Source organism: Dyella japonica A8, assembly GCF_000725385.1.
GTDB lineage: Bacteria > Pseudomonadota > Gammaproteobacteria > Xanthomonadales > Rhodanobacteraceae > Dyella > Dyella japonica_C.
The window spans coordinates 3,699,384-3,723,790 of the sequence record NZ_CP008884.1 but is presented as its reverse complement, the minus strand read 5'-3'; the positions used below and the strand labels follow the sequence as shown (position 1 = coordinate 3,723,790).

Below are 24,407 nucleotides of genomic sequence, written 5' to 3'. Positions count from 1 at the left end.
AGGAGCGACACGATGAGGCGCGGGCTGTTGCGGGGTTTGCTCGTTTTGGGTGCGGCCTGGGCATCGGCATCGCTGGCCACGCCTGCCGACGGGCACATCACGGTGGCCGCGGCGGCCGACCTGCACCAAGCGCTGGACGACGTGGTGGCGGCCTATCGCCATGAGCATCCCGACAGCAAGATCGACGTGACGTATGGTTCCTCCGGCAATCTGCTGACCCAGATCGAGCAGGGCGCCCCGTTCGAGATCTTCTTTTCCGCCGACAGCAGCTATCCCCAACAGCTGGTGGAGCATGGCAAGGCAGGCGGCACGCCGGTGCCTTATGCGCTGGGCCATCTGGTGATGTGGAGCGCGAGCATCGACATGCGCGGCGTACAAGTCGTGGACCTGGCTGAGCCCAGGTTCGGGCGCATCGCCATCGCCAATCCGCAGCATGCGCCCTACGGCAAGCGCGCCGAGCAGGCGCTGCGCGCGGCAGGCGTGTGGGACAAGCTGCAGTCGCGGCTGGTGTATGGCGACAACATCGCGCAGACCGCACAGTTCGCGCAGAGTGGCAACGCGCAGGTGGGGCTGGTGGCCGAATCGCTGGTGATCAACTCGTCGGTCAAAGGCACCTCCATGCCGGTGCCGCCATCGCTCTACGAGCCGCTGAAGCAAAGTTTTGTCATCACCCGGCGCGGCGCCAGCAATGCGCTGGCGCAGGACTTTGCGCGCTACGTGCAGGGCGAGCAGGCCAAGGCCATTCTTTCGCACTACGGATTCAACCTTCCCGATGACGGAGCGAACTGAGTCGCGTCCATGGCCCTGCTAACCCCATCGGACATCGAGGCACTCGGCCTGACCCTGCGGCTGGCGACGACAGTCACCGTGCTGCTCCTGGTGCTCGGCATGCCGTTGGCGTGGTGGCTGGCACACACGCGGTCGCGCTGGCGGCGCCCCATCGCCGCCGTGGTCGCCTTGCCGCTGGTACTGCCGCCGACCGTGCTGGGTTTTTATCTGCTGATGCTGCTGGGGCCCGATGGCGTCGTGGGGCAGGCCATGGCCGCGCTCGGGCTGGCGACCTTGCCGTTCACGTTCAAGGGGCTGGTCGTCGCCTCCATGATCTATTCGCTGCCGTTCGTGGTGCAGCCGCTGCACAACGCCTTCGAGGCCGTGGGCAACCGCCCGCTGGAGGCGGCTGCCTGCCTGCGTGCCGGGCCGCTGGATCGCTTCTTCAACGTCGCCTTGCCGCTTGCCTTGCCCGGCGTCGCCACGGCGGCGGTGCTGGGTTTTGCGCATACCGTGGGCGAGTTCGGCGTGGTGCTGATGATCGGCGGCAACATCCCGGGCCAGACGCGCGTGCTGTCCATGCGCATCTACGACCACGTGCAGGCGGGCGAGTACCACCAGGCGAACGTGCTTTCGCTGTGCCTGCTGGCGGTGTCGTTCCTGGCGCTGCTCGCCATGTCGCTGCTGCGCACACGCAGGCAGGCGCATGACTGAGTCGCACGGGCTGGCGGCCAAGCTCGCCTGGCGCCGCGGGGCGCTGGCCTTCGATGTCGACCTGGCCCTGCCGCCGCAGGGCATCACGGCCCTGTTCGGGCCCTCCGGGGCGGGCAAGACGAGTTGCCTGCGCGCCATCGCCGGCCTTGAGCCCGATGCGGTGGGCCGGGTGAGCTTTGGCCAGTCCGTGTGGCAGGACAGCTTGCATCGTGTGTTCGTGCCGACGCATCGCCGCCGTATCGGCTATGTGTTCCAGGAACCCAGCCTGTTCAGCCATCGCACCGTGGCCGGCAACCTGGATTTCGGTTATCGCCGGGCCGGGCGGCCCGCTCATCTGGATCGCGACGGCCTGATCGACCGCTTCGGTTTGCGTGCCCTGCTGGAACGCCGTGTCGGCACGCTGTCCGGTGGCGAGCGCCAGCGCGTGTCGATGGTGCGGGCGCTGTTGTCCGACCCCGCGTTGCTGCTGTTCGACGAACCCCTGTCGGCGCTGGACGGCACGGCCCGCAGCGACCTGCTGGGCTGTCTGGAATCGTTGCACGCCACGTTGCGCGTGCCGATGGTCTACGTGAGCCACAACGTGGACGAGGTGGCACGCCTGGCCGATCACCTGGTGCTGATGGAGGCCGGCCACGTGGTCGCGCAGGGCCCGTTGCAGGACACCCTGACCCGCCTGGACCTGCCGCCAGCCCTGGGCGAGGCGGTGGGGGCGGTGATCGAAGGGCAGGTGGTCGACTACGACGCGCACGACCAGCTGATTGCGTTGGAATTTGCGGGCGGACGGTTGTGGCTGCCGTATCGCCACGAAAAGGTGGGCCAGCGACTGCGTTGCCGCATCGGTGCGCGCGACGTGGTGCTGACCAATGCCGCGCATGACCACACCAGTGCGCTCAACCAACTGCCGTGCCGGATCATTGCCGTGGCCGATGCGGATCATCCCTCGCAGGTGCTCGTGCAACTGGACGTGGGCGGCTGCATGCTGCTGGCGCGCATCACGCGTCGCTCGTGGCACGCCCTGGCGTTGGCTCCGGGCAGTGCCGCATGGGCGCAGGTGAAGGCCGTTGCGCTGGGTCTTTGACGGGCGCGCTATGCTCAGCGGCGTGCGACCCTTCTTCCTTGCATGATCGGGACCATGAGCGAATTGATCAGCGTCAGTCAGGCGGAAGCCTTGATCGCCGAACATATGCCCACGTTTGGCAGTGAGCGCGTACGTTTGGACGATGCAGCAGGGCGGGTACTCCGGCAGGCCGTGCATGCCGAGCACGACCATCCCCCGTTCGACCGCGTGATGATGGACGGCATCGCCACTCACTGGTCCGATGCCTTGCCGCGCCGCCTGCGGGTGGCCGGGGCACAGATGGCCGGCATGCGGATGCAATCCTTGCCCGGCGAAGGCAGCTGCCTGGAAGTCACCACCGGCGCCATGCTGCCAGCCGGCAGCGATTGCGTGATTCCGGTCGAGCAACTGCGTCGCGACGGCGACGACGTCGTGCTGGCGGACGACTGCCATCCGTTCGCCGGTCAGTTCATCCACCGGCGCGGCTCGGACTGCGTGCAGGGAACGCTGCTGCTGTCGCCCGGCATGCGCCTGGGGCCCGCCGAAATGGCCCTGCTGGCGGCCAACGGCGTCGCCAGCGTCGAGGTGGCGGCCATGCCTTCGATCGCCATCGTGTCGACCGGCGATGAGCTGGTGGACGTCGGCGCGCCGCTGGGCGAAGGCCAGATCCGCCGCTCCAACGACACGGCGGTGCGCACCGCGCTGCGCATGGATGGTTTCGATCGGGTGGCGATGGAGCATATCGTCGACGATGAAACCGCCACGCGTGAGCGCATCGCCCATCTGCTCGAACGGCATGACGTGCTGCTGCTTTCCGGTGGCGTATCCATGGGCCAGCGCGACTACGTGCCGGCCGCGCTGGCCGCGCAGGGCGTGCGCAAGGTATTCCATCGCATCGCGCAGAAGCCGGGCAAGCCGATGTGGTTCGGCATCGGGCCGCGTGGGCAGGCGGTGTTCGCCTTGCCTGGCAACCCGGTATCGGCGCTGGTATGCGCCACGCGCTACGCGCGGCCAGCCTTGCGCCAGGCACAGGGCATGGCCAGGCCTGCGCCGGAATATGTCTGCCTCGACCAGGACGTGGATACCAACCCGACGCTGGCCAGCTTTGTGCCCGCCCGAGTGGAGAGCGACGCCATGGGCCGCCTGGTGGCCTATCCGGTACCTTCACGCACGTCGGGCGATTTTTCCTCCCTGCCGCGCACGCATGGCTTTGTGCAGCTGCCGCCGGGGCCGGGAAGGGCGACGGCAGGTGCGGCAGCCGTTTTCTACCGGTGGTGACATGAACGCGATGGATGCCCTCAACGAGACTGCCGCGCTGCCGGTCGACCAGCTGGGTCGGCCGCTGCACGACCTGCGCATCTCGGTGATGGATCGCTGCAATTTCCGTTGCCCGTACTGCATGCCCGAGTCGACCTACGGCGAGCATTTCACCTTTCTACGCAACGACGAGCGCCTGAGTTTCGACGAGATCGAGCGGCTGTGCCGGCTCGCCGCGACGCTGGGCGTGAGCAAGTTGCGCCTGACCGGTGGCGAGCCCTTGCTGCGCCCGCATCTGGCCGAGCTGGTGGCTCGTTTGCGCAGGATCGAGGGCATCACCGATCTGGCGCTCACCACCAATGGCGTGCTGCTGTCGCGGCAGGCCGGCGAGCTGCGCGACGCGGGCCTGGACCGGGTCACCGTCAGCCTGGATACGCTGGACCCCGCGCTGTTCCACCGCATGAGCGGCGGCCGCGGCGCGCTGGATGAGGTGCTCGAAGGCATCGAGGCCGCACGCGCTGCCGGTTTCCCGCACGGCGTCAAGCTCAACACCGTGGTGCAACGCGGCGTCAACGAGCACACGGTGATCGACCTGGTCGAACGCTTCCGCGGCAGTGGCATCGTCGTGCGTTTCATCGAATACATGGACGTGGGCAACCGCAACGACTGGCGCCCGGACGACGTGGTGCCTTCGGCGGAGCTGATCCAGCGCATCGGCGGGCGCTGGCCCCTGCGTGCCGTACCGCCGAAGTATGCGGGCGAAGTGGCCACGCGCTATCGCTTCGAGGACGGCGCGGGCGAGATCGGCATGATCTCGTCCATCAGCCAGCCGTTCTGCGGCGGTTGCACGCGGGCCCGCCTGTCGTCGGAGGGCATGCTCTACACCTGCCTGTTCGCGACCCGGGGCACCGATTTCCGCCACCCCCTGCGCGGTGGCGCCAGCGACGAGGCGCTGACCACGCTCCTGCGCGACGTATGGCTGCGCCGGCGCGACCGCTACAGCGAAGAGCGGGCGGAACACCACGGCAAGGCGCCCCGCAAAATCGAAATGCACTATATCGGGGGCTGATGGGCGGCCGGGGCGGGCTTGCCCGTTTTGTAGACGGTTTCTTAATTCCACCCGCCCGCATCAGGCCGATAATCCTTATAGAGCACCCCTTCGGAGTACCGCGTGACCCCCATGACTGATCAGCTTTCCCATGTCGACGACCAGCAGCAGCCGCGCATGGTTGATGTCGGCGCGAAGGCGGTGACCCGCCGCATCGCGCAGGCCCGCGCACGGGTGAGCTTTCCCGCCGACGTGGCCCGGCGCCTGCACGAGGCGGGCTACGTCACGCCCAAGGGTGCGGTGCTCACCGTGGCGCAGATTGCCGGGGTGATGGGGGCCAAGGCGACGCCGCAGCTGATCCCGCTGTGCCATCCGCTGAGCATCGACAAGTGCGACATCGGCATCCGCATGGAAGGCACCGACGCGCTGATCGAATGCACCGTGTCCTGCGCCGGGCGCACCGGCGTGGAGATGGAGGCGCTCACCGGCGCCAGCGTGGCGGCGCTGACCATCTACGACATGTGCAAGGCGATGTCGCATGACATCGTGATCAGCGAGATCCGCCTCGTTGCCAAGACCGGCGGCAAGCACGATTTCGGCGTAGGGGAGTCGGCATGAGCCACCCGCGCGCCCCGCTGTATGGTCTGCTGCTGAGCGGCGGCGCCAGCCAGCGCATGCGCCAGGACAAGGCGGCACTGCCTTATCGTGGCGAGCCTCAGCTGCTGCGTGCTTGGCGCTTGCTGGACGCGGTCACCGAGCGCGCGTTCGTGTCGGTGCGCGACAGCCAGCGCGACGATCCGCTGCGTGCCGGTCTGCCGCAGATCGTGGACACCTATGACGCGGTCGGTCCCGTGGCCGGCATCCTGTCGGCGCAGCAGCGCTATCCGGACGCGGCGTGGCTGGTACTGGCCTGTGATCTGCCCATGCTCGACCACGATACGCTCGACCGACTGATCGCCGCGCGCGATCCCGACGCCACGGCCACGGCCTTCAACAGCAGCCACGACGGCCTGCCGGAACCGCTGTGCGCCATCTGGGAGCCACGCAGCCATGCGCTGCTGCTCGAGCGCTACGAGAAGGGCAGCTACTGCCCGCGCAAGGCGCTGATCCAGTCCCACACCCGATTGTTGCCGGCGCCGGGCGCGGCGCTGGACAACGTCAACACGCCCGAGGAAAGGGAAGCGATGCAACAACGCCTGGAGTCATTGGCATGACGGTGGTGAATCTTCAGTACTACGCACAGTTGCGCGAGCAGGCCGGCAAGAGCGGCGAGCAGATCGTCACCACGGCGTCCTCGCTGCGCGATCTGTACGAGGAACTGCGCGCCGCGCACGGCTTCTCGCTGGCAGCCGACGCGTTGAAGGTGGCGGTGAACACGCAATTCAGCGCCTGGGATCGCCCGCTGCGCGACGGCGACACCATCGTCTTCATTCCACCGGTGGCCGGCGGATGAGCCGCTTCGAGCTATCCGGCGCCACGGTCGACCTGGCGGCCCAGCGCGACCTGCTTCGCCACGCGGCCAGCGGCGGCTATTGCGCGTTCGAGGGCTGGGTGCGCAACAGCAATGAAGGGCGCGAGGTCGACGGGCTTTCCTACGAGGCTTATGCGGAGCTGGCCATCGCGGAAGGCGAGCGCATCGTGGCCGAAGCCATCGCGCGCTACGGCGTCACCGACGCACGCTGCGTGCATCGCACCGGCGACCTGAAGATCGGTGACATGGCGGTGTGGGTTGGCGCCTCCGCGCCGCATCGCGACGAAGCCTTCCGAGCCTGCCGCTACATCATCGACGAGATCAAGCATCGCCTGCCGATCTGGAAGAAAGAGCACTACGTCACCGGCGAGTCGGACTGGGTGGCCTGCACGCATGTCTATCGCGAGCACGAACACGAGCACGAGCACGAAGGTCATCACGGTCATCATCACGCGCATGCGGAACCCTTCGTACCCGACTACTCGCGTCAGACGCGGTTGCAGGAAGTGGGCGAGGCCGGGCAGGCCAAGCTCGCGGCGTCACGCGTGCTGGTGATCGGTGCGGGCGGGCTGGGTTGCCCGGTGATCAGCTACCTCGCCGGTGCCGGCGTGGGCACGCTGGGCATCGTCGATGGCGACCGGTTGGACGCGAGCAACCTGCATCGGCAGACCATGTACGACGCGCGCGACGTCGGCGAGTACAAGGCCGAGCTGGCGGCACGCCGGGTGGCGGCGCTCAATCCCACGGTCCGCGTGCAACTCTGGAAGGAGCCGCTGGATGCGGGCCATGTCCTTGACGTATTCCGCCAGTTCGACCTGGTGGTGGAATGCACGGACGACATGCGCAGCCGCTATCTGAGCAGTGATGCCGGCGTGCTCACCGGCACGCCGCTGATTCTCGCCAGCATCTACCAGTACGAAGGCCAGCTGCAGTTCGTGTCGGGCCGGCCGGGCACGCCGTGCCTGCGTTGTTTGTGGCCGCAGGAACCGACGCCCGAATCCGTGGGGAGTTGCGCACTGTCCGGCGTGCTTGGCCCGGTACCCGGCGTGCTGGGCGCCATGCAGGCCACCGAGGCGCTGAAGCTGCTGCTCGGCTTGCCGCAGCCACAGGCAGGCGCGCTATCGCTGGTGAATCTGATCGACCTGAGCATCCAGCATTTGCCGATCGACGTGGCGCATGGTTGCGCCGAACACGGTGGCTGCGTGGAGGTGGCGCGACAAGCGCTGGCCAGGACCAGCGAAGAGGACGATGTCGACCTGGTGTTCGATCGACTGGAAGATGCCATCGCCGCCGGATACCTCGTGGTCGACGTACGGGAGCCGGAGGAGCTGGCCAGCGATCCGATGCCGGTCGTCGCCGCACTGCACCTGCCGTCCGCGCAGGTAAGCGGACGGGCATGCGAATTCGCGGAGGGCCGCTATCTGCTGGTTTGCGCCAGCGGTCGTCGCAGCGCTCACGCCGCGCGGCTGCTGCGTGGCGAGGGCGTGCGCAGCGTGTATTCACTGACCGGAGGACTCAACGCGCTGCGCGTGGCGGGATGAAGCGCGCAGCCAAAGGCGATGTGTGTTGGTGTAAACGCCAGAAACGAAAAAGCCCGCATCGCTGCGGGCTTCTTCTATAATTGGTGCCCAGGAGAGGACTCGAACCTCCACGGTTTTACCCGCTAGTACCTGAAACTAGTGCGTCTACCAATTCCGCCACCTGGGCAGGTGTCACGCTTCGCAAAGTGGTCTGCGTGAGCCGCGTAGATTAGGCATGTGTTGGTAGGTTGTCAACTATTCTTCACGAAAATTTTTTCCAGGCCGGATCCCACACGGCCCGGATGCCCCGATAAACCAAGCAAAAACCAAGCAAAGGCAAGGATGTGACCAAAAAGAAAGAACCGCGCAGCAGCAAGCAGGAAGCCCGACGGGGGCCGAAGCCGCCGACGTCCGGCGGCGCCCGCCCGAAGCGTTCGGCGCTCGATCCGTCGCGGCACCGCGTGGACGTGGGCGTGGTGGGCGATCCCCACGCCGAGCGCGAGGCGCAACGCTATGAGCGGCCGATCCCCAGCCGCGAGGCGATCCTCGCGCTGCTCGAACAACGCGGCGAACTATTGACCGAGGCGCGCATCGCCGAGGCGTTGTCTCTTTTCGACGAGTACGAACTCAACGCGCTGCGCAAGCGCCTGGGCGCCATGGTGCGCGACGGCCAGCTCTTGCTGGGGCGTCGCGGCGGCTATGCGCCGGCCAACAAGCTGGACCTGATCCAGGGCGTGGTGCTCGCCAACGCCGAAGGCTACGGCTTCCTGCGCCCGGATGGCGGCGGCGACGATCTCTACCTCTCGCCCCAGCAGATGCGCACCGTGCTGCACGGTGACCGCGTGCTGGCCAGCGTGGTGGGCATCGACCGCCGCGGCCGCAAGCAGGGCGCCATTGTCGAAGTGCTGCAGCGCCGTTCGCCGCGACTGGTCGGTCGCGTGGTGATCGAGAACGGCGTAACGCTGGTCGCGCCGGACGACCGCCGCGTCCACCAGGACGTGATGATCGTGCCGGGCCAGGACATGGGCGCGCGCTCCGGCCAGATCGTGGTGGCCGAGATCACCGACCCGCCGACGCCGCACCGTGGCCCGCTGGGCGCGATCCGCGCCGTGCTGGGTGAACGCCTGCAGCCGTCGCTGCTGGTCGAGATGGCCATCGCCAGCCACGACCTGCCGCACGAATGGCCCGACGCGGTGACGCGCGAGGCGGCCCAGGTGGAACCGCAGGTGACCGCCGAAGAGCGCGAGGGCAGGGTGGACCTGCGTTCGCTGCCGCTGGTGACCATCGATGGCGCCGACGCGCGCGATTTCGACGACGCCGTCTACGCCGAACCCCGGCGCGGCGGTGGCTATCGCCTCGTGGTCGCCATCGCCGACGTGTCGCACTACGTCAAGGTGGGCTCCGCGCTGGACAAGGAGGCCTTCGAGCGCAGCACCTCCACGTATTTCCCCGGCTTCGTGGTACCGATGCTGCCGGAGACGCTCTCCAACGGCATCTGCTCGCTCAATCCCAAGGTCGAGCGCCTGTGCATGGTGTGCGACATGGTGGTCGACCCGCAGGGCGAGGTGACGCGTTCGAAGTTCTACAACGCGGTCATGCGCTCGCATGCGCGCCTTACCTACGACCGCGTGTGGCAGGCCATTGGCCTCAACGATGCCGACGCGCGCCACGAACTGGCCGACGTGCTGCCGCAGATCGAGCACCTGCATGGGCTGTACAAGCTCATGGCGGAGCAGCGCAAGCGCCGTGGCGCGATCGACTTCGAAACGCCCGAGGTGAAGTTCCGCCTCGACCAGCGCGGCGAGGTGGAGGCCATGGGTGCCACCGAGCGCAACGATGCGCACAAGCTGATCGAGGAATGCATGATCGCCGCCAACGTGCAGGCGGCGCTGTTCCTGGAGAAGAAGAAGATCCCCGCGCTGTTTCGCGCGCACGAGCCGCCGCCGGTCGAAAAGTACGAGGATCTGCAGCAGTTCCTGCGCGAGTTCAAGCTGCGCATGCCGCCGGTGGAGGAAGTGACGCCGGCCGACTTCGCCGATGTCCTGCGCCTGGTGCAGGATCGCCCGGAGCGTGAGCTGATCCAGTCCGTGCTGCTGCGCGCGCAGAGCATGGCGGCCTACCAGCCCGACAATCGTGGCCACTTCGGCCTGGCGCTGGACGCCTACGCGCACTTCACCTCGCCGATCCGTCGTTACCCGGACCTGCTGGTGCATCGCGCCATCCGCTATGCGCTCACCGGCGGCAAGCCCAGCGCGTACAACTACAGCGCCAGCGAAATGGCCGCCATGGCCGTGCACTGCTCACAGCGCGAGCGCCGTGCGGAAGAAGCCGAGCGCGACGTGGACGAGCGTTTCAAGTGCGCCTGGATGTCCAAGCACGTGGGCAGCGAGTTCGACGGCACCGTCACCGGCGTCACCTCGTTCGGCCTGTTCGTGGAACTGGACGACTCGAAGGTCTCGGGCCTGGTGCACATCAGCCAGCTTTCGAACGACTACTACCACTTCGACCCGGTGCGCCACCTGTTGAAGGGCGAGCGCAGCGGCATGCAGTTCCGCCTGGGCGACCATGTGCGCATCCAGGTGCTGCGTGCGAGCCTGGAAGACCGCAAGATCGACTTCCGTCTTGTCGCGCCGCGCAAGGAAGGTGGGTTCGTGCCGCCGCGTACCGAGCGCCGCTATGACTACGCCGCCGCCGGCGAGCGCTATTCGCTGCCCAAGGCGACGCCGCGCCCCGGCGCGCGCGATAATGCCGCCCCCGCGATGTCGTTGCCGGCCTTGCCGCCCGTGAGCCGCAAGGCCGCGCCTGCCGCTCCCGGCAAGGGCGGCTTTGGCAAGGCCGCGCCAACGGCCAAGGGCAAAGCGAAACCGAAACCGAACACCGCCAAGCCCAAGGCCATCGCCAAGGCAAGCAAGGCTGGAAAGAACAAAGGCAAACGATGAGTGACAGTTGGATCGTCGGTATCAACCCCGTCGAAGGCGCCCTGAGCAACGACGCCTCGCGCGTGCGCGAAGTGCTGGTGGAGCAGGGGCAGCGCAACGCGCGCGTGCAGGAACTGGCCACGCGCGCCAAGGCATTGAACATTCCCGTGCATCATCGCCCGCGCGAGCAGCTGGATCGCGTCTCGGGCGAGGCGCGCCACCAGGGCGTGGTGGCGCGTTACGAGGCGCCGCCGATGGGCTCGGAGAACGATATCGAGCGCCTGCTCGAAGCCGCCGGCCAGAACGCACTGGTGCTGGTGCTCGACGGCGTGACAGACCCGCATAACCTCGGCGCCTGCCTGCGCAGTTCCGCGGCAGCGGGCGTGACCATGGTCATCGTGCCGAAGGACCGTGCGGTGGGCCTGACGCCGGTGGTGCGTCGCGCGTCGGCGGGTGGTGCGGATCGCGTGCCGCTCATTGCGGCCACCAACCTTGCCCGTGCCCTGCGCACGCTCAAGGACGCCGGTGTGTGGATCACCGGGCTGGCCGGCGATACGGACACCTCGGTGTATACCGTGGACATGCGTGGCCCGGTGGCGTTGGTGCTGGGCAGCGAAGGCGAGGGCATGCGCCGGCTGACGCGTGAAACCTGCGATTTCGTGGCGAAGATCCCCATGCCCGGCGTGATGGAGAGCCTGAACGTCTCCGTGGCCACGGGCATCGTGCTGTTCGAGGCATTGCGACAAAGGAGTGAGAAGCGATGACGTTCTTCTGGCATGACTGGGCCGGCTACATCGGCGTGGCGCTGGTGCTGTTGGCTTTCCTGCTGCTGCAGGCCCACAAACTGCACGGCAACGGGTTGGCGTACCAGCTGATGAACGTGCTGGGCGCGTTGGGTGTGATCCTGTCCCTGGTGTTCGGCACGGCCATGAACTGGCCGGCGTTCCTGATGCAGGTGGCGTGGATCGTCATTGGCGTCTACGGCATCGTGCATTCGAGCCGCGCGCGCCGCGACGCACGCGAGCTGGGCAGGAAGATCGCGTCCTGACACCCGGTTCAGGCAGCACCCGTAACATGGCATGACTGGTCCCGCAAAGGGACCAGTCTGCGGGGACGACCCCGTCAGCATGTCTTTTCCGCGGGGACGACCCTGCTCTTCTTCCAGAGGAGTGCGTCATGCCCTGGATCTATCTCGTACTCGCCGGCCTGCTCGAAATCGTGTGGGCGGTGGGGCTCAAATACACCGAAGGTTTCAGCCGCCTGTGGCCCAGCGTGATCACGGGGTCGGCCATGACGGCCAGCGTCGTACTGCTGGCGATGGCGGTAAAAACGCTGCCTATCGGCACTGCCTACGCGATCTGGACCGGTATCGGCGCCGTGGGTGCCGTCATTCTCGGCATCGTGCTGTTCGGCGATTCGGCCTCGCCGTTGCGGCTGGCCTGCGTGGGGCTGGTGGTGCTGGGTATGGTGGGCTTGAAGCTCACCGGTGGCGCCCACTGACGCCGCGGCCGTGAAAAACGGTGGGAGCGCACCCTGTGCGCGACTGCCTCGATGTGAGGGCAGTCGCGCACAGGGTGCGCTCCCACAGGGTAAGGCGCCGGTCAGTCCTGCTTGTTGCCGAGCTTGGTCGGTTCCGGGTTCGAGGTGAAATCGCGCTTGGCGCGCTGTGCGGTCAGCGGTTCGCCGTTCACCTGGTACCAGATGCTCTCGGCAATGTTGGTGGCATGGTCGCCGATGCGCTCGATGTTCTTCGCCATGAACAGCAGGTGCGTGCACGGCGTGATGTTGCGCGGGTCTTCCATCATGTAGGTGAGCAGCTGGCGGAAATAGCCGGTATAGGCTTCGTCCAGATCCGCATCGTCCTTCCACACCTGGTAGGCGTGCTCGGCGTCGCGGTCGCGATAGGCCATCAGCACGTCGCGCACTTCCTTGGCGGCGAGTTCGGCCAGGTAGCCCAGGCCGTTGGTCGGCGCGATGGGCGCGACCATGGAAAGGGGGATGGAGCGCTTGGCCACGTTGGCGGCGTAATCGCCGATGCGCTCGATGTCGGCCGCGATGCGCAGTGCGGCGAACACGTTGCGCAGGTCACCGGCGATAGGGGCGCGCAGGGCGAGCAGGCGCACCACGTCGTGGCTGATTTCCTGCTCGAGCAGGTCGATGGCGTCGTCGTTGCTCACCACGTGCTGCGCGGCGCGCTCGTCGCGGCGGTCGATCACGTCGATGGCTGCTTCCAGCTGGGTCACCGCGAGCTCGCCCATGCGGACGATTTCGCCGGTGAGGCGGGTCAGCTCGTCGTCGTAGCTCTTGATGATGTGTTCTTTGCTGCTGCCGCTCATGTGGATTCTCTGTTGAGTCCAATAGGGAGGGTGGGGCACCTTGGCCCCTCACCCCGTCCCCCTCTCCTGTGGAGAGAGGGAGTGGCGTTACTTTATTAGCCGAAGCGACCGGTAATGTAGTCTTCGGTCTGCTTCTTGCCGGGCTTGGTGAAGATCTGCTCGGTGCGGTCGAATTCGATCAGCTCGCCCAGGTACATGAACGCGGTGAGGTCCGAGCAACGGGCCGCCTGCTGCATGTTGTGGGTCACGATGACAATGGTGTACTCGCTCTTGAGCTCTTCCACCAGCTGCTCGATACGGCCGGTGGCGATGGGGTCCAGCGCCGAGGTCGGCTCGTCGAGCAGCAGCACCTCGGGCTTCAGCGCGATGCCGCGCGCAATGCACAGACGCTGCTGCTGACCGCCGGAGAGGCCCAGCGCGCTCTGCTTGAGCTTGTCCTTCACCTCGTCCCACAGCGCGGCGCTACGCAGCGCCTGCTCGACGCGGATCTCCATGTCGGCGCGCGAGAGCTTCTCGTGGTGGCGGATGCCATAGGCCACGTTCTCGAAGATGGTCATCGGGAACGGCACCGGCTTCTGGAACACCATGCCGACCTTGCTGCGCAGGCGGTTCATGGAGTAGCTCGAATCGAGGATGTTCTCTCCGTCCAGCACGATCTCGCCCTTGGCTTCCAGCTTCGGGTAGATCGCGTAGATGCGGTTGAAGATGCGCAGCAGGGTGGACTTGCCGCAGCCGGACGGGCCGATGATGGCCGTCACCTTCTTCTCCGGGATATCCATGTTGATGCCTTTCAGCGCATGGAACCCGTTGTAGTAGAAGTGCAGGTCGCGCACCTTCAGCTTGGTGGGCGCGATAGGGGCAGGCGTGGCCGCGGACTGCGGGTGGATGCCGGCGGCGGCGGACTCAGTCATGGGACACCTTGGAGCGGGAGAGGACCAGACGGGAAGCAAGACTCAGCAACAGCACGAACATGGTGAGCACGAACGCACCGGCCCACGCGATGGCGTGCAGGCCTTCACCCGGGTCGTTGGCGTACTGGTAGATCACCTGGGGCAGGCTGGACATCTTGTCCGACGGGTTGAAGGCCATGTAGTTGTTGCCGAACGCGGTGAACAGCAGCGGGGCGGTTTCGCCACTGATGCGCGCCAGTGCCAGCAGCACGCCGGTGATGATGCCCGAGCGTGCGGCGCGGATCAGGATCTGCGTGGTCAGCTTCCACTGCGGGATGCCCAGTGAGAGCGAGGCTTCGCGCAGCGTGGAAGGCACCAGACGCAGCATTTCATCCGAGGTGCGCACGATCACCGGCAGGGCGATCAGCGCCAGTGCCACGCCGCCGGCCCAGCCGGAGAACGTGGTGGAGCCGCTGGTGAGCGAGGTGGTGGGCAACACCACGATGGTGTAGACGAACAGGCCCAGCACGATCGACGGCGCCGACAGCAGGATGTCGTTGAGGAAGCGGATCGACTCGCCCAGCTTGGTGCCGTTGGCGTACTCGGCCAGCCAGGTGCCGGCCAGCACGCCGATGGGCGTGGCGATGAGGATGCCGATCAGGTTGACGATCAGGCTGCCGACCATCGCGTTGGCCAGGCCGCCGTCTTCGCCGTAGGCGGTGATCTTGGTGAACAGCTGCGGCTTGAGTGCGCCGATGCCCTGGCGCAGCGTTTCCCACAGGATCCATGCCAGGAAGATCAGGCCGATCAGCGTGGCCAGCACGCTGAGCGACAGCGCCACGATGTTCTTGATGCGGCGCGTGGTGTACAGCATCGAGTTGCCGGCCATCAGCGACCCTCCTTGTGGGCGAGCTGGCGCAGCATCCAGCGCGCGATCAGCAGGACGATGAAGGTCACCACGAACAGCAGGAAGGCCAGCGCCATCAGCGTGGACTTCTGCAGGCCCGCGGCCTCGCTGAACTGGTTGGCGATGGTGGAGGCGATGGACGCGCCCGGATCGAGGATCGAGGGCGACAGCTGCATCGCATTGCCGAGCACGAAGGTCACCGCCATCGTCTCGCCCAGTGCGCGGCCCAGGCCCAGGAAGATGCCGCCGATCACCGCCGAGCGGGTGTAGGGCAGCACGATGTCCCAGGACACTTCCCACGTGCTGGAGCCCAGCGCATAGGCCGACTCCTTCAGGCGGGAAGGCACCGTCTGGAACACTTCGCGCATCACCGAGGAGATGAACGGGATGATCATCACCGCCAGCACGATGCCGGCGGTGAGGATGCTGGCGCCGAACGGATAGTCGCTGCCGAACAGCTTGCCGAGGAAGGTGTGCTGGGCGACCCACGACAACTTGCCGTCATCGGGCTTGTTGCCGAGGTAGTTGGTCAGCCACGGCTTGATGTGGTCGGCGAAGAAGGGCGCGAAGATGAAAAGGCCCCACATGCCGTAGATGATCGAGGGGATGCCCGCGAGCAATTCGATGGCCGATGCCACCGGCGTGCGTAGCCAGGGCGGCGCGACCTCGGAAAGGTAGAGAGCCACGCCGAAGCTGATCGGCACGGCGATGATGAGGGCGATCAGCGAGGTCATCAGCGTGCCGTACACCGGCACGAGCGCGCCGTAGGTATCCGAGCCGGGATCCCAGGTGGAGCTGGTGAGGAAGTGCCAGCCGAAGGTGCCAAAGGCATGGCGGCCGCCCCATAGCGTGGCGCCGGCGGCGCCCAGCAGGCAGGCCAGCACCAGCAGGGCGCAGCCCATGAGCAGCCAGCTGAACAGGCGGTCGTGCCGGGCGTCGCGGTGCGCGCGCGCTTCCTGGGACACGGTGGAGGCGACGGCGCCTACATTCGCTTGCATGTGCGGAGGATTCCTCGGCATTCAGGCCAGGCGGTTGCAAGCCGCCGAGTCAATGGACGATGCGCCGGTTCCAGGCGCCTTTCAACAACAGGCCGCCCGAGGTTAGTCGGGCGGCCGTTGTCGTGCGGTCAAGCATCAGGATAGAGCCCGCCGGTTGCCGTAGCATGACCGGCGAGACGCAAAGCCTTAGTGCTTGTACTCGGTACCCCAGTAAGCCTCGATCTTCTTGACCAGGCTGTCGGGCAGGGCGACGTAGTCGAGTGCGGCGGCATCCTTCTGGCCGCTCTCGAGTGCCCACTTGAAGAACTCGAAGGCCACCTTGGTGTGGTCGGCGTTCTTCGGCTTCTTGTACATCACCACCCAGGTGGTCGCGGTGATCGGCCACGCCTGCGCACCGGAGGCGTTGGTCATGATCACGTTGAAGTCCTTGGCGCTGCCCCAGTCGGCGGTGGCGGCGGCGGCGGCGAAGGCTTCGGCGCTCGGCGCGACAACCTGGCCGGCAGCGTTCTTCAGGTTCACCCAGCTGATCTTGTTCTTCACGGCATAGGCGTACTCGACGTAGCCGATCGAACCGGTGATCTGCTTGACGTACTGCGACACGCCTTCGTTGCCCTTGCCGCCCACGCCGGTCGGCCACTCGACGGCCGTGCCGAACTTGACCTTGGACGCCCAATCCGGGCTGACCTTGGACAGGTAGTTGGTGAAGTTGAACGAGGTGCCCGAACCGTCCGAGCGATGCACGACGGTGATCTTCTTGGCCGGCAGGTTCACGCCAGCGTTCTGCGAAGCGATCTTGGGATCGTTCCACATGGTGACCTTGCCGAGGAAGATATCGGCGAGGGTGGCGCCGTCCAGCTTGATCTGGCCAGCGGTCACGCCCGGAATGTTCACCACCGGCACGATGCCGCCCACCACGACCGGGAACTGGCCCAGGCCGAACTGTGCGAGGTCTTCAGCCTTCACCGGAGCGTCGGTGGCGCCGAAGTCGATGGTGCCTTCCTTGATCTGCGCCACGCCGGCGCCCGAGCCGACGGACTGGTAGTTCAGCTTGTTGCCGGTCTTCTCGGCGTAGCCCGCGGACCACTTCGAGAGCACCGGGTAGACGAAGCTCGAGCCGGCGCCGGTGATGTCCGTGGCCTGGGCGGCCATGGCGAACAGCGAAGCGGTCGCGAACACGGCAGCCGTGCCGATGCGAGTCATAGATTTGGTTGAGATCAACACGGTAGCTCCTTAAGCGTAAGGGTCTCGGGGGATTCCCGCCCGCCGTTATTTCATGCGCGCCGTGTTGCAATGAAATGAGTTCAATGTTTCAGCGATATGACAGGCTGCAGGGTGTTGTCATATGGCACTGATAAAAAAGGGATTAAGCCGGCCCGCCCAAACTGTCGCGGAGCCGTCCCGGCCCTTTACATCGACTCAACGCCAATCTGGTCCCGCTCGAACTCTTCCAGCCGGCGCCACCGGTTGATGATGGTGCAGAACAGCTCCGCCGTGCGCTCCGCGTCATAAATGGCGGAGTGGGCCTCGCGCGTGTCGAAGGCCAGTCCAGCCGCCTGCACGGCCTTGCTCAGCACGGTCTGGCCGAAGGCCAGGCCGCTCAGCGTGGCCGTGTCGAAGCAGCTGAAGGGGTGGAACGGGTTGCGCTTGTGGCCGACGCGACGAACGGCGGCATTAAGAAAGCCCAGGTCGAACGCGGCGTTGTGGCCCACCAGGATCGCCCGCTGGCAATCCATGTCGCGCATGGCATCACGGATGGGCTTGAACACATGGTCCAGCGCCAGGCGCTCGTCCATGGCCCCGCGCAACGGGTTGTCCGGGTCGATCCCGGTAATTTCCAGGGCGCGCGGGTCGATGTTGGCGCCGGGGAAGGGGTGAACGTGGGCGGCGACGGCCGGCATGGGCTGCAGATAGCCCTCGGGCGTCATGCGCAGGATGACGGCGGCGATCTCCAGCAGGGCATCGCGCTCGGCGTCGAAGCCCCCCGTTTCAACGTCCACGATGACCGGCAGAAAGCCTCGGAAACGCTCGGCCATGCGGCCGGCCATGCTGTTGTTGAGCTTATCCATTGTTCAAGCATAGCAGCCGTGGCTATAGGCCTTGGCTGACGCGACTTGTAAGCAAGTCATTTCCGTACGTGCGCGAACGCATGTCTTTGTTCTGTCACATAACGTCCATCTAACGGTAAAGCCGAAAGCCCATCCTCCGCACCGATCGTGCTTGGACGGCCGGAGATCGAGGGATCAAAGGGGGCGGTCCAGGTGGTTCTTACCTACATGCGGAGAAAATCCATGCGTTCCAAGTTGCTCGCGGTGGCCATTGCTGCCGGTTTGGGCGTTACCAGCTTCCACGTGATGGCCGATCCGGCCCCGGCGAAGTCGTCCTCGAAGACCACCACGCAGTCGACCCAGTCCGCTGAAATCGAAGCGCTGAAGGCTCAGCTGCAGGCCCTGCAGGCCAAGGTCGTCGAGCTTGAGCAGCGCACGGACGCGCAGTCGGACATCAACGTGTCCACCGGCCAGGCCGTCGAGAACGTGCAGAAGCAGGTCGCTGCCACCGACGCGCAGGTCAAGAAGTCGTCCGACAAGCTGTCCTACAAGGGCGTGAACATCACGCTGGGCGGCTTCCTGGCTGCTGAATCGATCTACCGCTCGCACAACGAAGGCGCGGACATCGCCAGCAACTACAACGCGATTCCGTACAAGAACGTGCCGGTTGGCCACACCAGCGAATTCCGCATGACCGCGCGCCAGAGCCGCGTGTCGATGCTCGCCCAGGGTGACGTCGATCCGAACACCCACCTGGCCGGCTACATCGAGGCCGACTTCCTCGGTGGCGCCCAGACGGCCAACCAGAACGAGAGCAACTCGTTCAACCCGCGCATCCGCAACGTCTACATGACGGCTGACTGGGATACCTCGGGCCTGCACCTGCTGGCCGGCCAGAACTGGTCGCTGATCACGCTCAACAGCAAGGGCATGCTGCCCCGCACCGAGCTGACCCCGCCGCAGATCGACGCTCAGTACGTGCCGGGCTTCACCTGGGCCCGCCAGCCGCAGATCCGCCTGGTCAAGGATTGGGGCAAGGAATACTGGCTGGGTATCTCGCTGGAGAACCCGCAGACCACGTTCTATCTCAACGGCAACCAGGCCAAGGCGCCGGTTCCGGCCATCGCTGCCGGTGGCACCCTCCCGGCCACGGGTCCGTACTCCATCTACAACATCGCTGGTGGCTCGGGTTACGACTCGGTCAACACGCTGTCGCTCAACCACATTCCGGACGTGGTCGTGAAGTTCGCGGCTGACCCGGGCTACGGTCACTACGAAGTGTTCGGCCTCGGCCGTTCCTTCTACAACCGCTACAACGGCCAGAACCACGACACCTGGGGTGGCGGCGTTGGCCTTGGCGTGGTGCTGCCGCTTATCGAGAAGACCCTCGACTGGCAGTTCTCCGGCATGACCGGCAAGGGCATCGGCCGTTACGGCAGCACCCAGCTGCCCGACGCGACCTTCAGCCCGAACGGCAACCTGGCTCCGATCAAGGAGAACATGCTGCTGACCGGTCTGACCTGGCACGCCAACTCCGATGTGGACGTCTATCTGTTCGGCGGCCGTGAGTCGGAGAGCAAGAAGGACTTCACCGCCTGGAACAAGGGCACCGTGGCTCTCGGTTACGGCAACCCGGCTTACAACAACAGCGGTTGCGACATCGAAGGTTCGACCAACTGCGTGGGCAACACCAAGGACATCTGGCAGGGCACCGCCGGCTTCTGGTGGAAGTTCTACCAGGGCAAGTTCGGCAAGATGCAGTTCGGCGCGCAGTACTCGTACACCAAGCGTGAGTCGTTCGCTGGCCAGGGTCTGGTCAACGGCGTGCTCGTCAACGGTGCCGCTTCGCCGAAGGCCACCGAGAACATGTTCTTCACCTCCTTCCGTTACTACCCGTTCTAAGCGGATAGGCGGTACGGCTATCGCAAGGGAGTTCGACCCAAGGACGGAAAAACGGCGGGCTTAGCCCGCCGTTTTGCTTTTCAGCGCGCGGCGTTCTTGGTGAACGCCGCGTCGCGAACATGAATCGTTGCTGGCATTTTTCTGATGATTCGCTATTGATCTTGCGCAAACTCTTGCGACCGTCATGTGCTTTCCGATAACGTCGACACATGACTTCGCGTCTCCTCCGCTCTCGTTTCGCCATGTTCCTGGCGTGTCTGTTCGGCCTGCTTCTGCTGGTCGGCACGCCGGTGCGCACGGTGCAGACGTCGTCCGCATCGGCGGACGGCAAGGCGGTGGCGACCCTGGTCGCGGCTGACGACGTCGCCGACACGGCGGCCGATGGCCAGGACGCGTCTTCCCCGGAGGACAACAGCACGAACGGCGGTATGGACGACATCCTCCATCCGTTCGACGTTGCTTATCTGTGGGCGCCCATGCCCACGCAGGCACCCGCGTCCGTGTCCTACGACGTTGGCGTGCACGATCCCGCGCGGCTGCTGCGCCCGCCCGAAGCCGTCTGATCCGCTGCCGCTGCTGCGGTAAGCGTTCCCGTGCGCGCGTGCCTTGTCGGCATGTCGCCCCGATGGTCCCGTCAGTGATCTGACCGCCGCGTAAGCGGCGCGTCATGCGCGTCTGCGCGTGGCCTGGCCATCTGTTCCTTATTCCCCGTACGCCCCGTGTCCGGCGCGCACCGCGCCGTGGGCGTCGAACCCTCTTTTTGTCTGGAGTATGTCGCATGAAGCGTTTGATCGAAGGTTTCGAGCAGTTCCGCAACGAGGTCTTTCCGGCCCAGCGCGAGGTGTTTCGCAAGCTCGCCTCGGGCCAGAGCCCGAGCACCATGTTCATCACGTGCGCCGATTCGCGCGTGATGCCCGAGCTGATGTTTTCCGCCCAGCCTGGCGAGCTGTTCGTCTATCGCAACATCGGCAACATCGTGCCGCCGTACGCGCAGCACGTGAGCGGTGTGGTAGCAGCGATCGAGTACGCGGTGAAGGTGCTCAAGGTCAGCCATATCGTGATCTGCGGCCATTCCGACTGCGGCGCGATGAAGGCGCTGCAATATCCCGAACTGGTGCAGGACATGCCCTCGGTGGGTGCGTGGATGAAACACGCCGACGTGGCGCGCTACGTCGTCGAGCAGAACGGCCCTGGCCTGCATGGCCCGGAAAGCCTGCGCCACCTGACCGAGGAGAACGTCGTCGGCCAGCTGGAGCACCTGCGCACCTTGCCCGCCGTGGCGGCTGCCATGGCGAGCGGACAGTTGCGCATCCATGGCTGGGTGTACGACATCGCGCATGCGGAGCTGAAAGCGTTCGATGCGCAACAGGGGCGCTTCGTGCAGATCGAGCCGGGCAGGGTGGACGTACCTGAGGCGACGCCTCACGCACGCTTCTCGATGCCAGCGGCGTCGGCAGCCTGAGGATCGCCGTTGTGATGAGCAATTACTTCAAGCAGGGCCTCTTTGGGCGTGACCTGCTCGGTTCCGTGGTGGTGTTCCTGGTGGCTTTGCCCTTGTGCATGGGCATTGCCATCGCCTCGGGCATGCCGCCGGCAGCCGGCCTGATTACGGGCATCGTGGGCGGTATGGTGGTGGGCGTGTTCGCGGGTTCACCGCTGCAGGTCAGTGGCCCGGCTGCAGGTCTTGCCGTGCTGGTGTTCGAGCTGGTGCGCGAGCATGGCGTGATGGCGCTGGGCCCGGTGGTGCTGCTTGCCGGCCTGATCCAGGTCGCCGCGGGCTTGTGCCGCGTGGGCGTGTGGTTCCGCATGTGCTCGCCCGCGGTGGTGGCGGGCATGTTGTCAGGGATTGGCGTGTTGATCGTCGCCTCGCAGATGCATGTGCTGATGGATGCCTTGCCGAAAGCGCGTGGCCTGGAGAACTTCGCCGCGCTTCCCGGCGCGGTGATCGATGCGGTGCAGGGCGATGCAGGCAGCATGACGGCCTTGGCCGTGGGCCTGGGCACGATGGCCATCATGCTCGGCTGGGAAAAACGGCGTCCGGCCAAACTGCGTTTCGTACCGGGTGCGTTGCTTGCCGTGGTCGCGTTGACGGCTATCGTGCAGTTCGCCGGCTTGTCGGTGAAGACGGTGGACGTACCGTCCAACCTGCTGTCTGCCGTGTCACTGCCGAGCTTCGGCAGCCTGGCGGGGCTGCTCGAGCCTTCGCTGCTGATCGCGGCACTCACGTTTGCCTTCATCGCCAGTGCCGAGACGCTGTTGTCCGCCGCTGCCGTGGATCGCATGCACGACGGCGCCCGCACCAACTACGACCGCGAGCTCACCGCGCAGGGCGTCGGCAACGCCATCTGTGGCCTGTTCGGCGCGTTGCCGATGACCGGCGTGATCGTGCGCAGCGCCGCCAACGTGCAGGCCGGTTCGGCCACGCGCATGGCGACCATCCTGCACGGCGCGTGGCTACTGGTGTTCGCGTCGCTGCTGCCGTGGCTGATGCGCATGACGCCGGTGGCGTGCCTGGCCGGCATCCTGGTCTACACCGGCATCAAGATGGTGAACTTCAAGCAAGTGAAGTCGCTCGCGCAGTACGGCAAGGGCACCGCGTGGATCTACGTGGCCACCACGGTCGCCATCGTCGCCACCGACCTGCTGGCCGGCGTGTTGATCGGTTTCGCGTTGTCGTTGTTCCGCCTGGCGTTGCATTCCGCGCGCCTGAAGGTGGGCCTGGATCATCACGATGAACCGGGCTCGGCGTCGCTGCGGCTGGAAGGTTCCGCGACCTTCCTGCGCGTGCCCACGGTTGCACGCACGCTCGAACGCGTGCCGCCGAACACGCGCGTGCAACTGGACGTGAATCGTCTTAACCACGTCGATCAGGCGTGTCTGGAACTGCTGCGCGAATGGGGCAGGAATGCCTCGGCGCGCGGCTGCGAGCTGGTGGTGGACTGGCACCAGCTCAACCAGCGCGTGGAAGGCGTGCGGCGGGCGGCATAGCGCCGTTCGTCATCAAGGAGCCCCTTGTGCCTCCCCTCCCTCTCCTCATGAGGGGCTCCTGAGGTCCCCGGGCGGTCGCGATGGCGTAGGTACCGTCGCGTCAGCGGGCCTGGGTTGTGCTGTCGGCCACTGCATTGCCAGTGGTCGACAGCTGGGCTGTGTCCCAACCGCCGCCCAGGGCACGGATCAGATCCACGCTGGCTTGCAAGCGTCGCGTACGCACCTGTTCGGCACTGCGCTCCGCCTGCAAGGCGGCCGTCTGCGCACTCACCACGTCGAGATAATTCACCGCGCCTTCACGATAGCGATTGGTGGCGATGGTCTGCGAATCGTGCGCCGCGCTCGCGGCATCATCCTGCTGATGCGCTTCCTTGCCGAGTTGTTGCAGCAGCGTGAGATTGTCTTCCACCTGCTGGAACGCGTTCAGCACGATGCCACGGTATAAGCCCGCCGACGCGTCGAGATTCGCCTGTGCCGCCTGCACTTTGGCGTGACGCAGGCCGCCATCGAACAAGCTCATGGCCAGGTCGGGGCCCAGCGCCCAGTAGCGATTGCCGGCGCTGAGCAGGCTGCCCATGCCGGTGTCCTGGAAGCCGAAAATGCCCGACAGGCTCAGGCGCGGAAAGAACGCCGCGCGCGCCACGCCGATGTCCGCATTGGCGGCGAACACGCGGCGTTCGGCGGCAGCGATGTCGGGGCGGCGCTCCAGCAATTGCGACGGCACGCCCAACGGAATCGCGGGCACGTTCATCGGTGCGTTGTCGGCGGGCAGGGAGAAACGGGACGCCGACTGGCCGACCAGCGTGGCGATGGCGTGCTCGGTCAATGCACGCTGTGCTACCACTTCGGACACCTGCGCCTGTGCATCGGACAGCTGTGTCTTGGCGCGACTCACGTCGAGCCCCGAGGCAATGCCGCCCTCGAAGCGGCGCTCGGTCATGTCCAGACCCTGCTGGTAGGCATCCAGCGAGTCCTTGAGGATGCGCTCCTGTACGTCGTAACCGCGCAGGGTGATGTACAGATCGGCCAGCTGCGCCTCCAGGCTCAGCTTCACCGAAGCGAGGTCGGCTTGCGCTGCCGCGGCATTGGCCTTGCCGGCGGCGACTTCATTGCGCACGCGGCCCCACAGATCCAGCTCGTAGCCCAGCCCGACGCCGAAGGTATCCGCGCTGTATTCGTTGGGCTGGTTGCTGCCACGCAAGGGACGATTGTCCGACTGGCGATTGCGCGTGGCGGAAGCGCCGACACCCAGCGTGGGATACAGGTCGGAGCGCGCTTCGCCAAGCAGCGCGCGCGCCGCGTCATAGCGGGCCAGCGCGACCGCAAGGCTGGGATTGGATGCGTCGAGCTGCTTCTCCAGCGTGTCCAGTTCCGGATTGGCATAGACAGACCACCACGGTCCGCGCGAGGCCATGTCCGCCGGGTGCGCGGGCGACCACAGGCCATCCGCGGTCTGGCCCGCGTAGCTGTCGGGCACGGCTCCCACGTCCGGCGTTTTGTACGCGGGCGCCAGCGAGCACGCCGGCAGCATGGCGACCAGGGCGAGCGGCAGCCACCGGCGCAGGATGGGTAGATGGCGTGTCATCGC

At 66.2% G+C, this 24,407-nt stretch carries 24 protein-coding genes and 1 tRNA gene; 17 read left to right on the top strand and 8 right to left on the bottom strand.

Going from position 1 to position 24,407, the window contains the following annotated elements:
• Positions 1-12: 12 nt before the first annotated feature.
• The 9 genes from modA to HY57_RS15555 all read left to right on the top strand — a co-directional run bounded on the left by modA (position 13) and on the right by HY57_RS15555 (position 7,856).
• Positions 13-789 carry a molybdate ABC transporter substrate-binding protein gene (gene modA / locus HY57_RS15595; RefSeq protein ID WP_019464973.1) on the top strand — a complete coding sequence of 259 codons (777 nt, stop codon included), beginning with the start codon at positions 13-15 and terminating at the stop codon, positions 787-789.
• 9 nt (positions 790-798) lie between these two features.
• Entirely contained in the window at positions 799-1,482 is a 684-nt protein-coding gene (gene modB, locus HY57_RS15590; RefSeq protein ID WP_019464974.1) for a molybdate ABC transporter permease subunit, read from the top strand.
• A complete protein-coding gene (gene modC, locus HY57_RS15585; protein WP_019464975.1) occupies positions 1,475-2,560 on the top strand; it encodes a molybdenum ABC transporter ATP-binding protein in 1,086 nt (361 codons plus the stop codon). Before modB ends, modC begins: the two co-directional genes overlap by 8 nt.
• A gap of 54 nt (positions 2,561-2,614) precedes the next feature.
• The gene (locus HY57_RS15580; RefSeq protein ID WP_019464976.1) at positions 2,615-3,817 is read left to right on the top strand and encodes a molybdopterin molybdotransferase MoeA; all 1,203 of its coding nucleotides are present in this window, start codon (positions 2,615-2,617) and stop codon (positions 3,815-3,817) included.
• Between the two features lie 10 nt (positions 3,818-3,827).
• On the top strand, positions 3,828-4,865 hold the full coding sequence (gene moaA, locus HY57_RS15575; RefSeq protein ID WP_019464977.1) for a GTP 3',8-cyclase MoaA: 1,038 nt from the start codon (positions 3,828-3,830) through the stop codon (positions 4,863-4,865).
• A gap of 111 nt (positions 4,866-4,976) precedes the next feature.
• Positions 4,977-5,462: a cyclic pyranopterin monophosphate synthase MoaC gene (moaC, locus tag HY57_RS15570; protein WP_019464978.1), complete on the top strand. Its 486-nt coding sequence runs from the start codon at positions 4,977-4,979 to the stop codon at positions 5,460-5,462.
• Positions 5,459-6,058, top strand: coding sequence for an NTP transferase domain-containing protein (locus HY57_RS15565; protein WP_019464979.1), 600 nt, complete (start codon positions 5,459-5,461; stop codon positions 6,056-6,058). Before moaC ends, HY57_RS15565 begins: the two co-directional genes overlap by 4 nt.
• Positions 6,055-6,297, top strand: coding sequence for a MoaD/ThiS family protein (locus HY57_RS15560; protein WP_019464980.1), 243 nt, complete (start codon positions 6,055-6,057; stop codon positions 6,295-6,297). Before HY57_RS15565 ends, HY57_RS15560 begins: the two co-directional genes overlap by 4 nt.
• Positions 6,294-7,856, top strand: a complete 1,563-nt coding sequence (locus HY57_RS15555) for a ThiF family adenylyltransferase (protein ID WP_019464981.1) — start codon at positions 6,294-6,296, stop codon at positions 7,854-7,856. Before HY57_RS15560 ends, HY57_RS15555 begins: the two co-directional genes overlap by 4 nt.
• 81 nt (positions 7,857-7,937) lie before the next feature.
• On the opposite strand, the gene HY57_RS15550 is transcribed toward HY57_RS15555, so the two are convergent.
• A tRNA-Leu gene (locus HY57_RS15550) sits at positions 7,938-8,022 on the bottom strand.
• A gap of 157 nt (positions 8,023-8,179) precedes the next feature.
• Here HY57_RS15550 and rnr point away from each other — a divergent pair.
• From rnr to sugE, 4 genes are all read left to right on the top strand, one after another.
• Entirely contained in the window at positions 8,180-10,774 is a 2,595-nt protein-coding gene (gene rnr, locus HY57_RS15545) for a ribonuclease R (RefSeq protein ID WP_019464982.1), read from the top strand.
• On the top strand, positions 10,771-11,517 hold the full coding sequence (gene rlmB / locus HY57_RS15540) for a 23S rRNA (guanosine(2251)-2'-O)-methyltransferase RlmB (protein WP_019464983.1): 747 nt from the start codon (positions 10,771-10,773) through the stop codon (positions 11,515-11,517). Before rnr ends, rlmB begins: the two co-directional genes overlap by 4 nt.
• Positions 11,514-11,801 carry a CBU_0592 family membrane protein gene (locus tag HY57_RS15535; RefSeq protein WP_019464984.1) on the top strand — a complete coding sequence of 96 codons (288 nt, stop codon included), beginning with the start codon at positions 11,514-11,516 and terminating at the stop codon, positions 11,799-11,801. The genes rlmB and HY57_RS15535 overlap by 4 nt, the downstream gene beginning before the upstream one ends.
• Before the next feature lie 128 nt (positions 11,802-11,929).
• A complete protein-coding gene (gene sugE / locus HY57_RS15530; protein WP_019464985.1) occupies positions 11,930-12,253 on the top strand; it encodes a quaternary ammonium compound efflux SMR transporter SugE in 324 nt (107 codons plus the stop codon).
• Positions 12,254-12,354: 101 nt separating this feature from the next.
• Here the strand turns inward: sugE and phoU are convergent, their stop codons facing one another.
• The 6 genes from phoU to rnt all read right to left on the bottom strand — a co-directional run bounded on the left by phoU (position 12,355) and on the right by rnt (position 17,950).
• On the bottom strand, positions 12,355-13,089 hold the full coding sequence (phoU, locus tag HY57_RS15525; protein WP_019464986.1) for a phosphate signaling complex protein PhoU: 735 nt from the start codon (positions 13,087-13,089) through the stop codon (positions 12,355-12,357).
• A 95-nt stretch (positions 13,090-13,184) separates the two neighbouring features.
• Entirely contained in the window at positions 13,185-14,000 is an 816-nt protein-coding gene (pstB, locus tag HY57_RS15520) for a phosphate ABC transporter ATP-binding protein PstB (RefSeq protein ID WP_019464987.1), read from the bottom strand.
• On the bottom strand, positions 13,993-14,868 hold the full coding sequence (gene pstA / locus HY57_RS15515; RefSeq protein ID WP_019464988.1) for a phosphate ABC transporter permease PstA: 876 nt from the start codon (positions 14,866-14,868) through the stop codon (positions 13,993-13,995). Before pstA ends, pstB begins: the two co-directional genes overlap by 8 nt.
• The gene (pstC, locus tag HY57_RS15510; RefSeq protein WP_019464989.1) at positions 14,868-15,884 is read right to left on the bottom strand and encodes a phosphate ABC transporter permease subunit PstC; all 1,017 of its coding nucleotides are present in this window, start codon (positions 15,882-15,884) and stop codon (positions 14,868-14,870) included. Before pstC ends, pstA begins: the two co-directional genes overlap by 1 nt.
• 186 nt (positions 15,885-16,070) lie before the next feature.
• Entirely contained in the window at positions 16,071-17,084 is a 1,014-nt protein-coding gene (gene pstS, locus HY57_RS15505) for a phosphate ABC transporter substrate-binding protein PstS (protein WP_019464990.1), read from the bottom strand.
• Between the two features lie 206 nt (positions 17,085-17,290).
• Positions 17,291-17,950, bottom strand: a complete 660-nt coding sequence (gene rnt / locus HY57_RS15500; protein ID WP_019464991.1) for a ribonuclease T — start codon at positions 17,948-17,950, stop codon at positions 17,291-17,293.
• Positions 17,951-18,172: 222 nt separating this feature from the next.
• Between rnt and HY57_RS22155 the strand changes: the two genes are divergently transcribed.
• The 4 genes from HY57_RS22155 to HY57_RS15480 all read left to right on the top strand — a co-directional run bounded on the left by HY57_RS22155 (position 18,173) and on the right by HY57_RS15480 (position 22,819).
• Complete coding sequence (locus HY57_RS22155; protein ID WP_019464992.1) at positions 18,173-19,831, top strand: hypothetical protein; 1,659 nt, start codon at positions 18,173-18,175, stop codon at positions 19,829-19,831.
• A gap of 242 nt (positions 19,832-20,073) precedes the next feature.
• Positions 20,074-20,394, top strand: a complete 321-nt coding sequence (locus HY57_RS15490) for a hypothetical protein (protein WP_019463669.1) — start codon at positions 20,074-20,076, stop codon at positions 20,392-20,394.
• 215 nt (positions 20,395-20,609) lie between these two features.
• Positions 20,610-21,293, top strand: coding sequence for a carbonic anhydrase (locus tag HY57_RS15485; protein ID WP_019463668.1), 684 nt, complete (start codon positions 20,610-20,612; stop codon positions 21,291-21,293).
• A 14-nt stretch (positions 21,294-21,307) separates the two neighbouring features.
• Complete coding sequence (locus HY57_RS15480; protein ID WP_019463667.1) at positions 21,308-22,819, top strand: SulP family inorganic anion transporter; 1,512 nt, start codon at positions 21,308-21,310, stop codon at positions 22,817-22,819.
• Between the two features lie 100 nt (positions 22,820-22,919).
• Here HY57_RS15480 and HY57_RS15475 read toward each other — a convergent pair whose 3' ends face one another.
• Positions 22,920-24,404, bottom strand: coding sequence for an efflux transporter outer membrane subunit (locus HY57_RS15475; protein WP_019463666.1), 1,485 nt, complete (start codon positions 24,402-24,404; stop codon positions 22,920-22,922).
• Between the last annotated feature and the right edge of the window lie 3 nt (positions 24,405-24,407).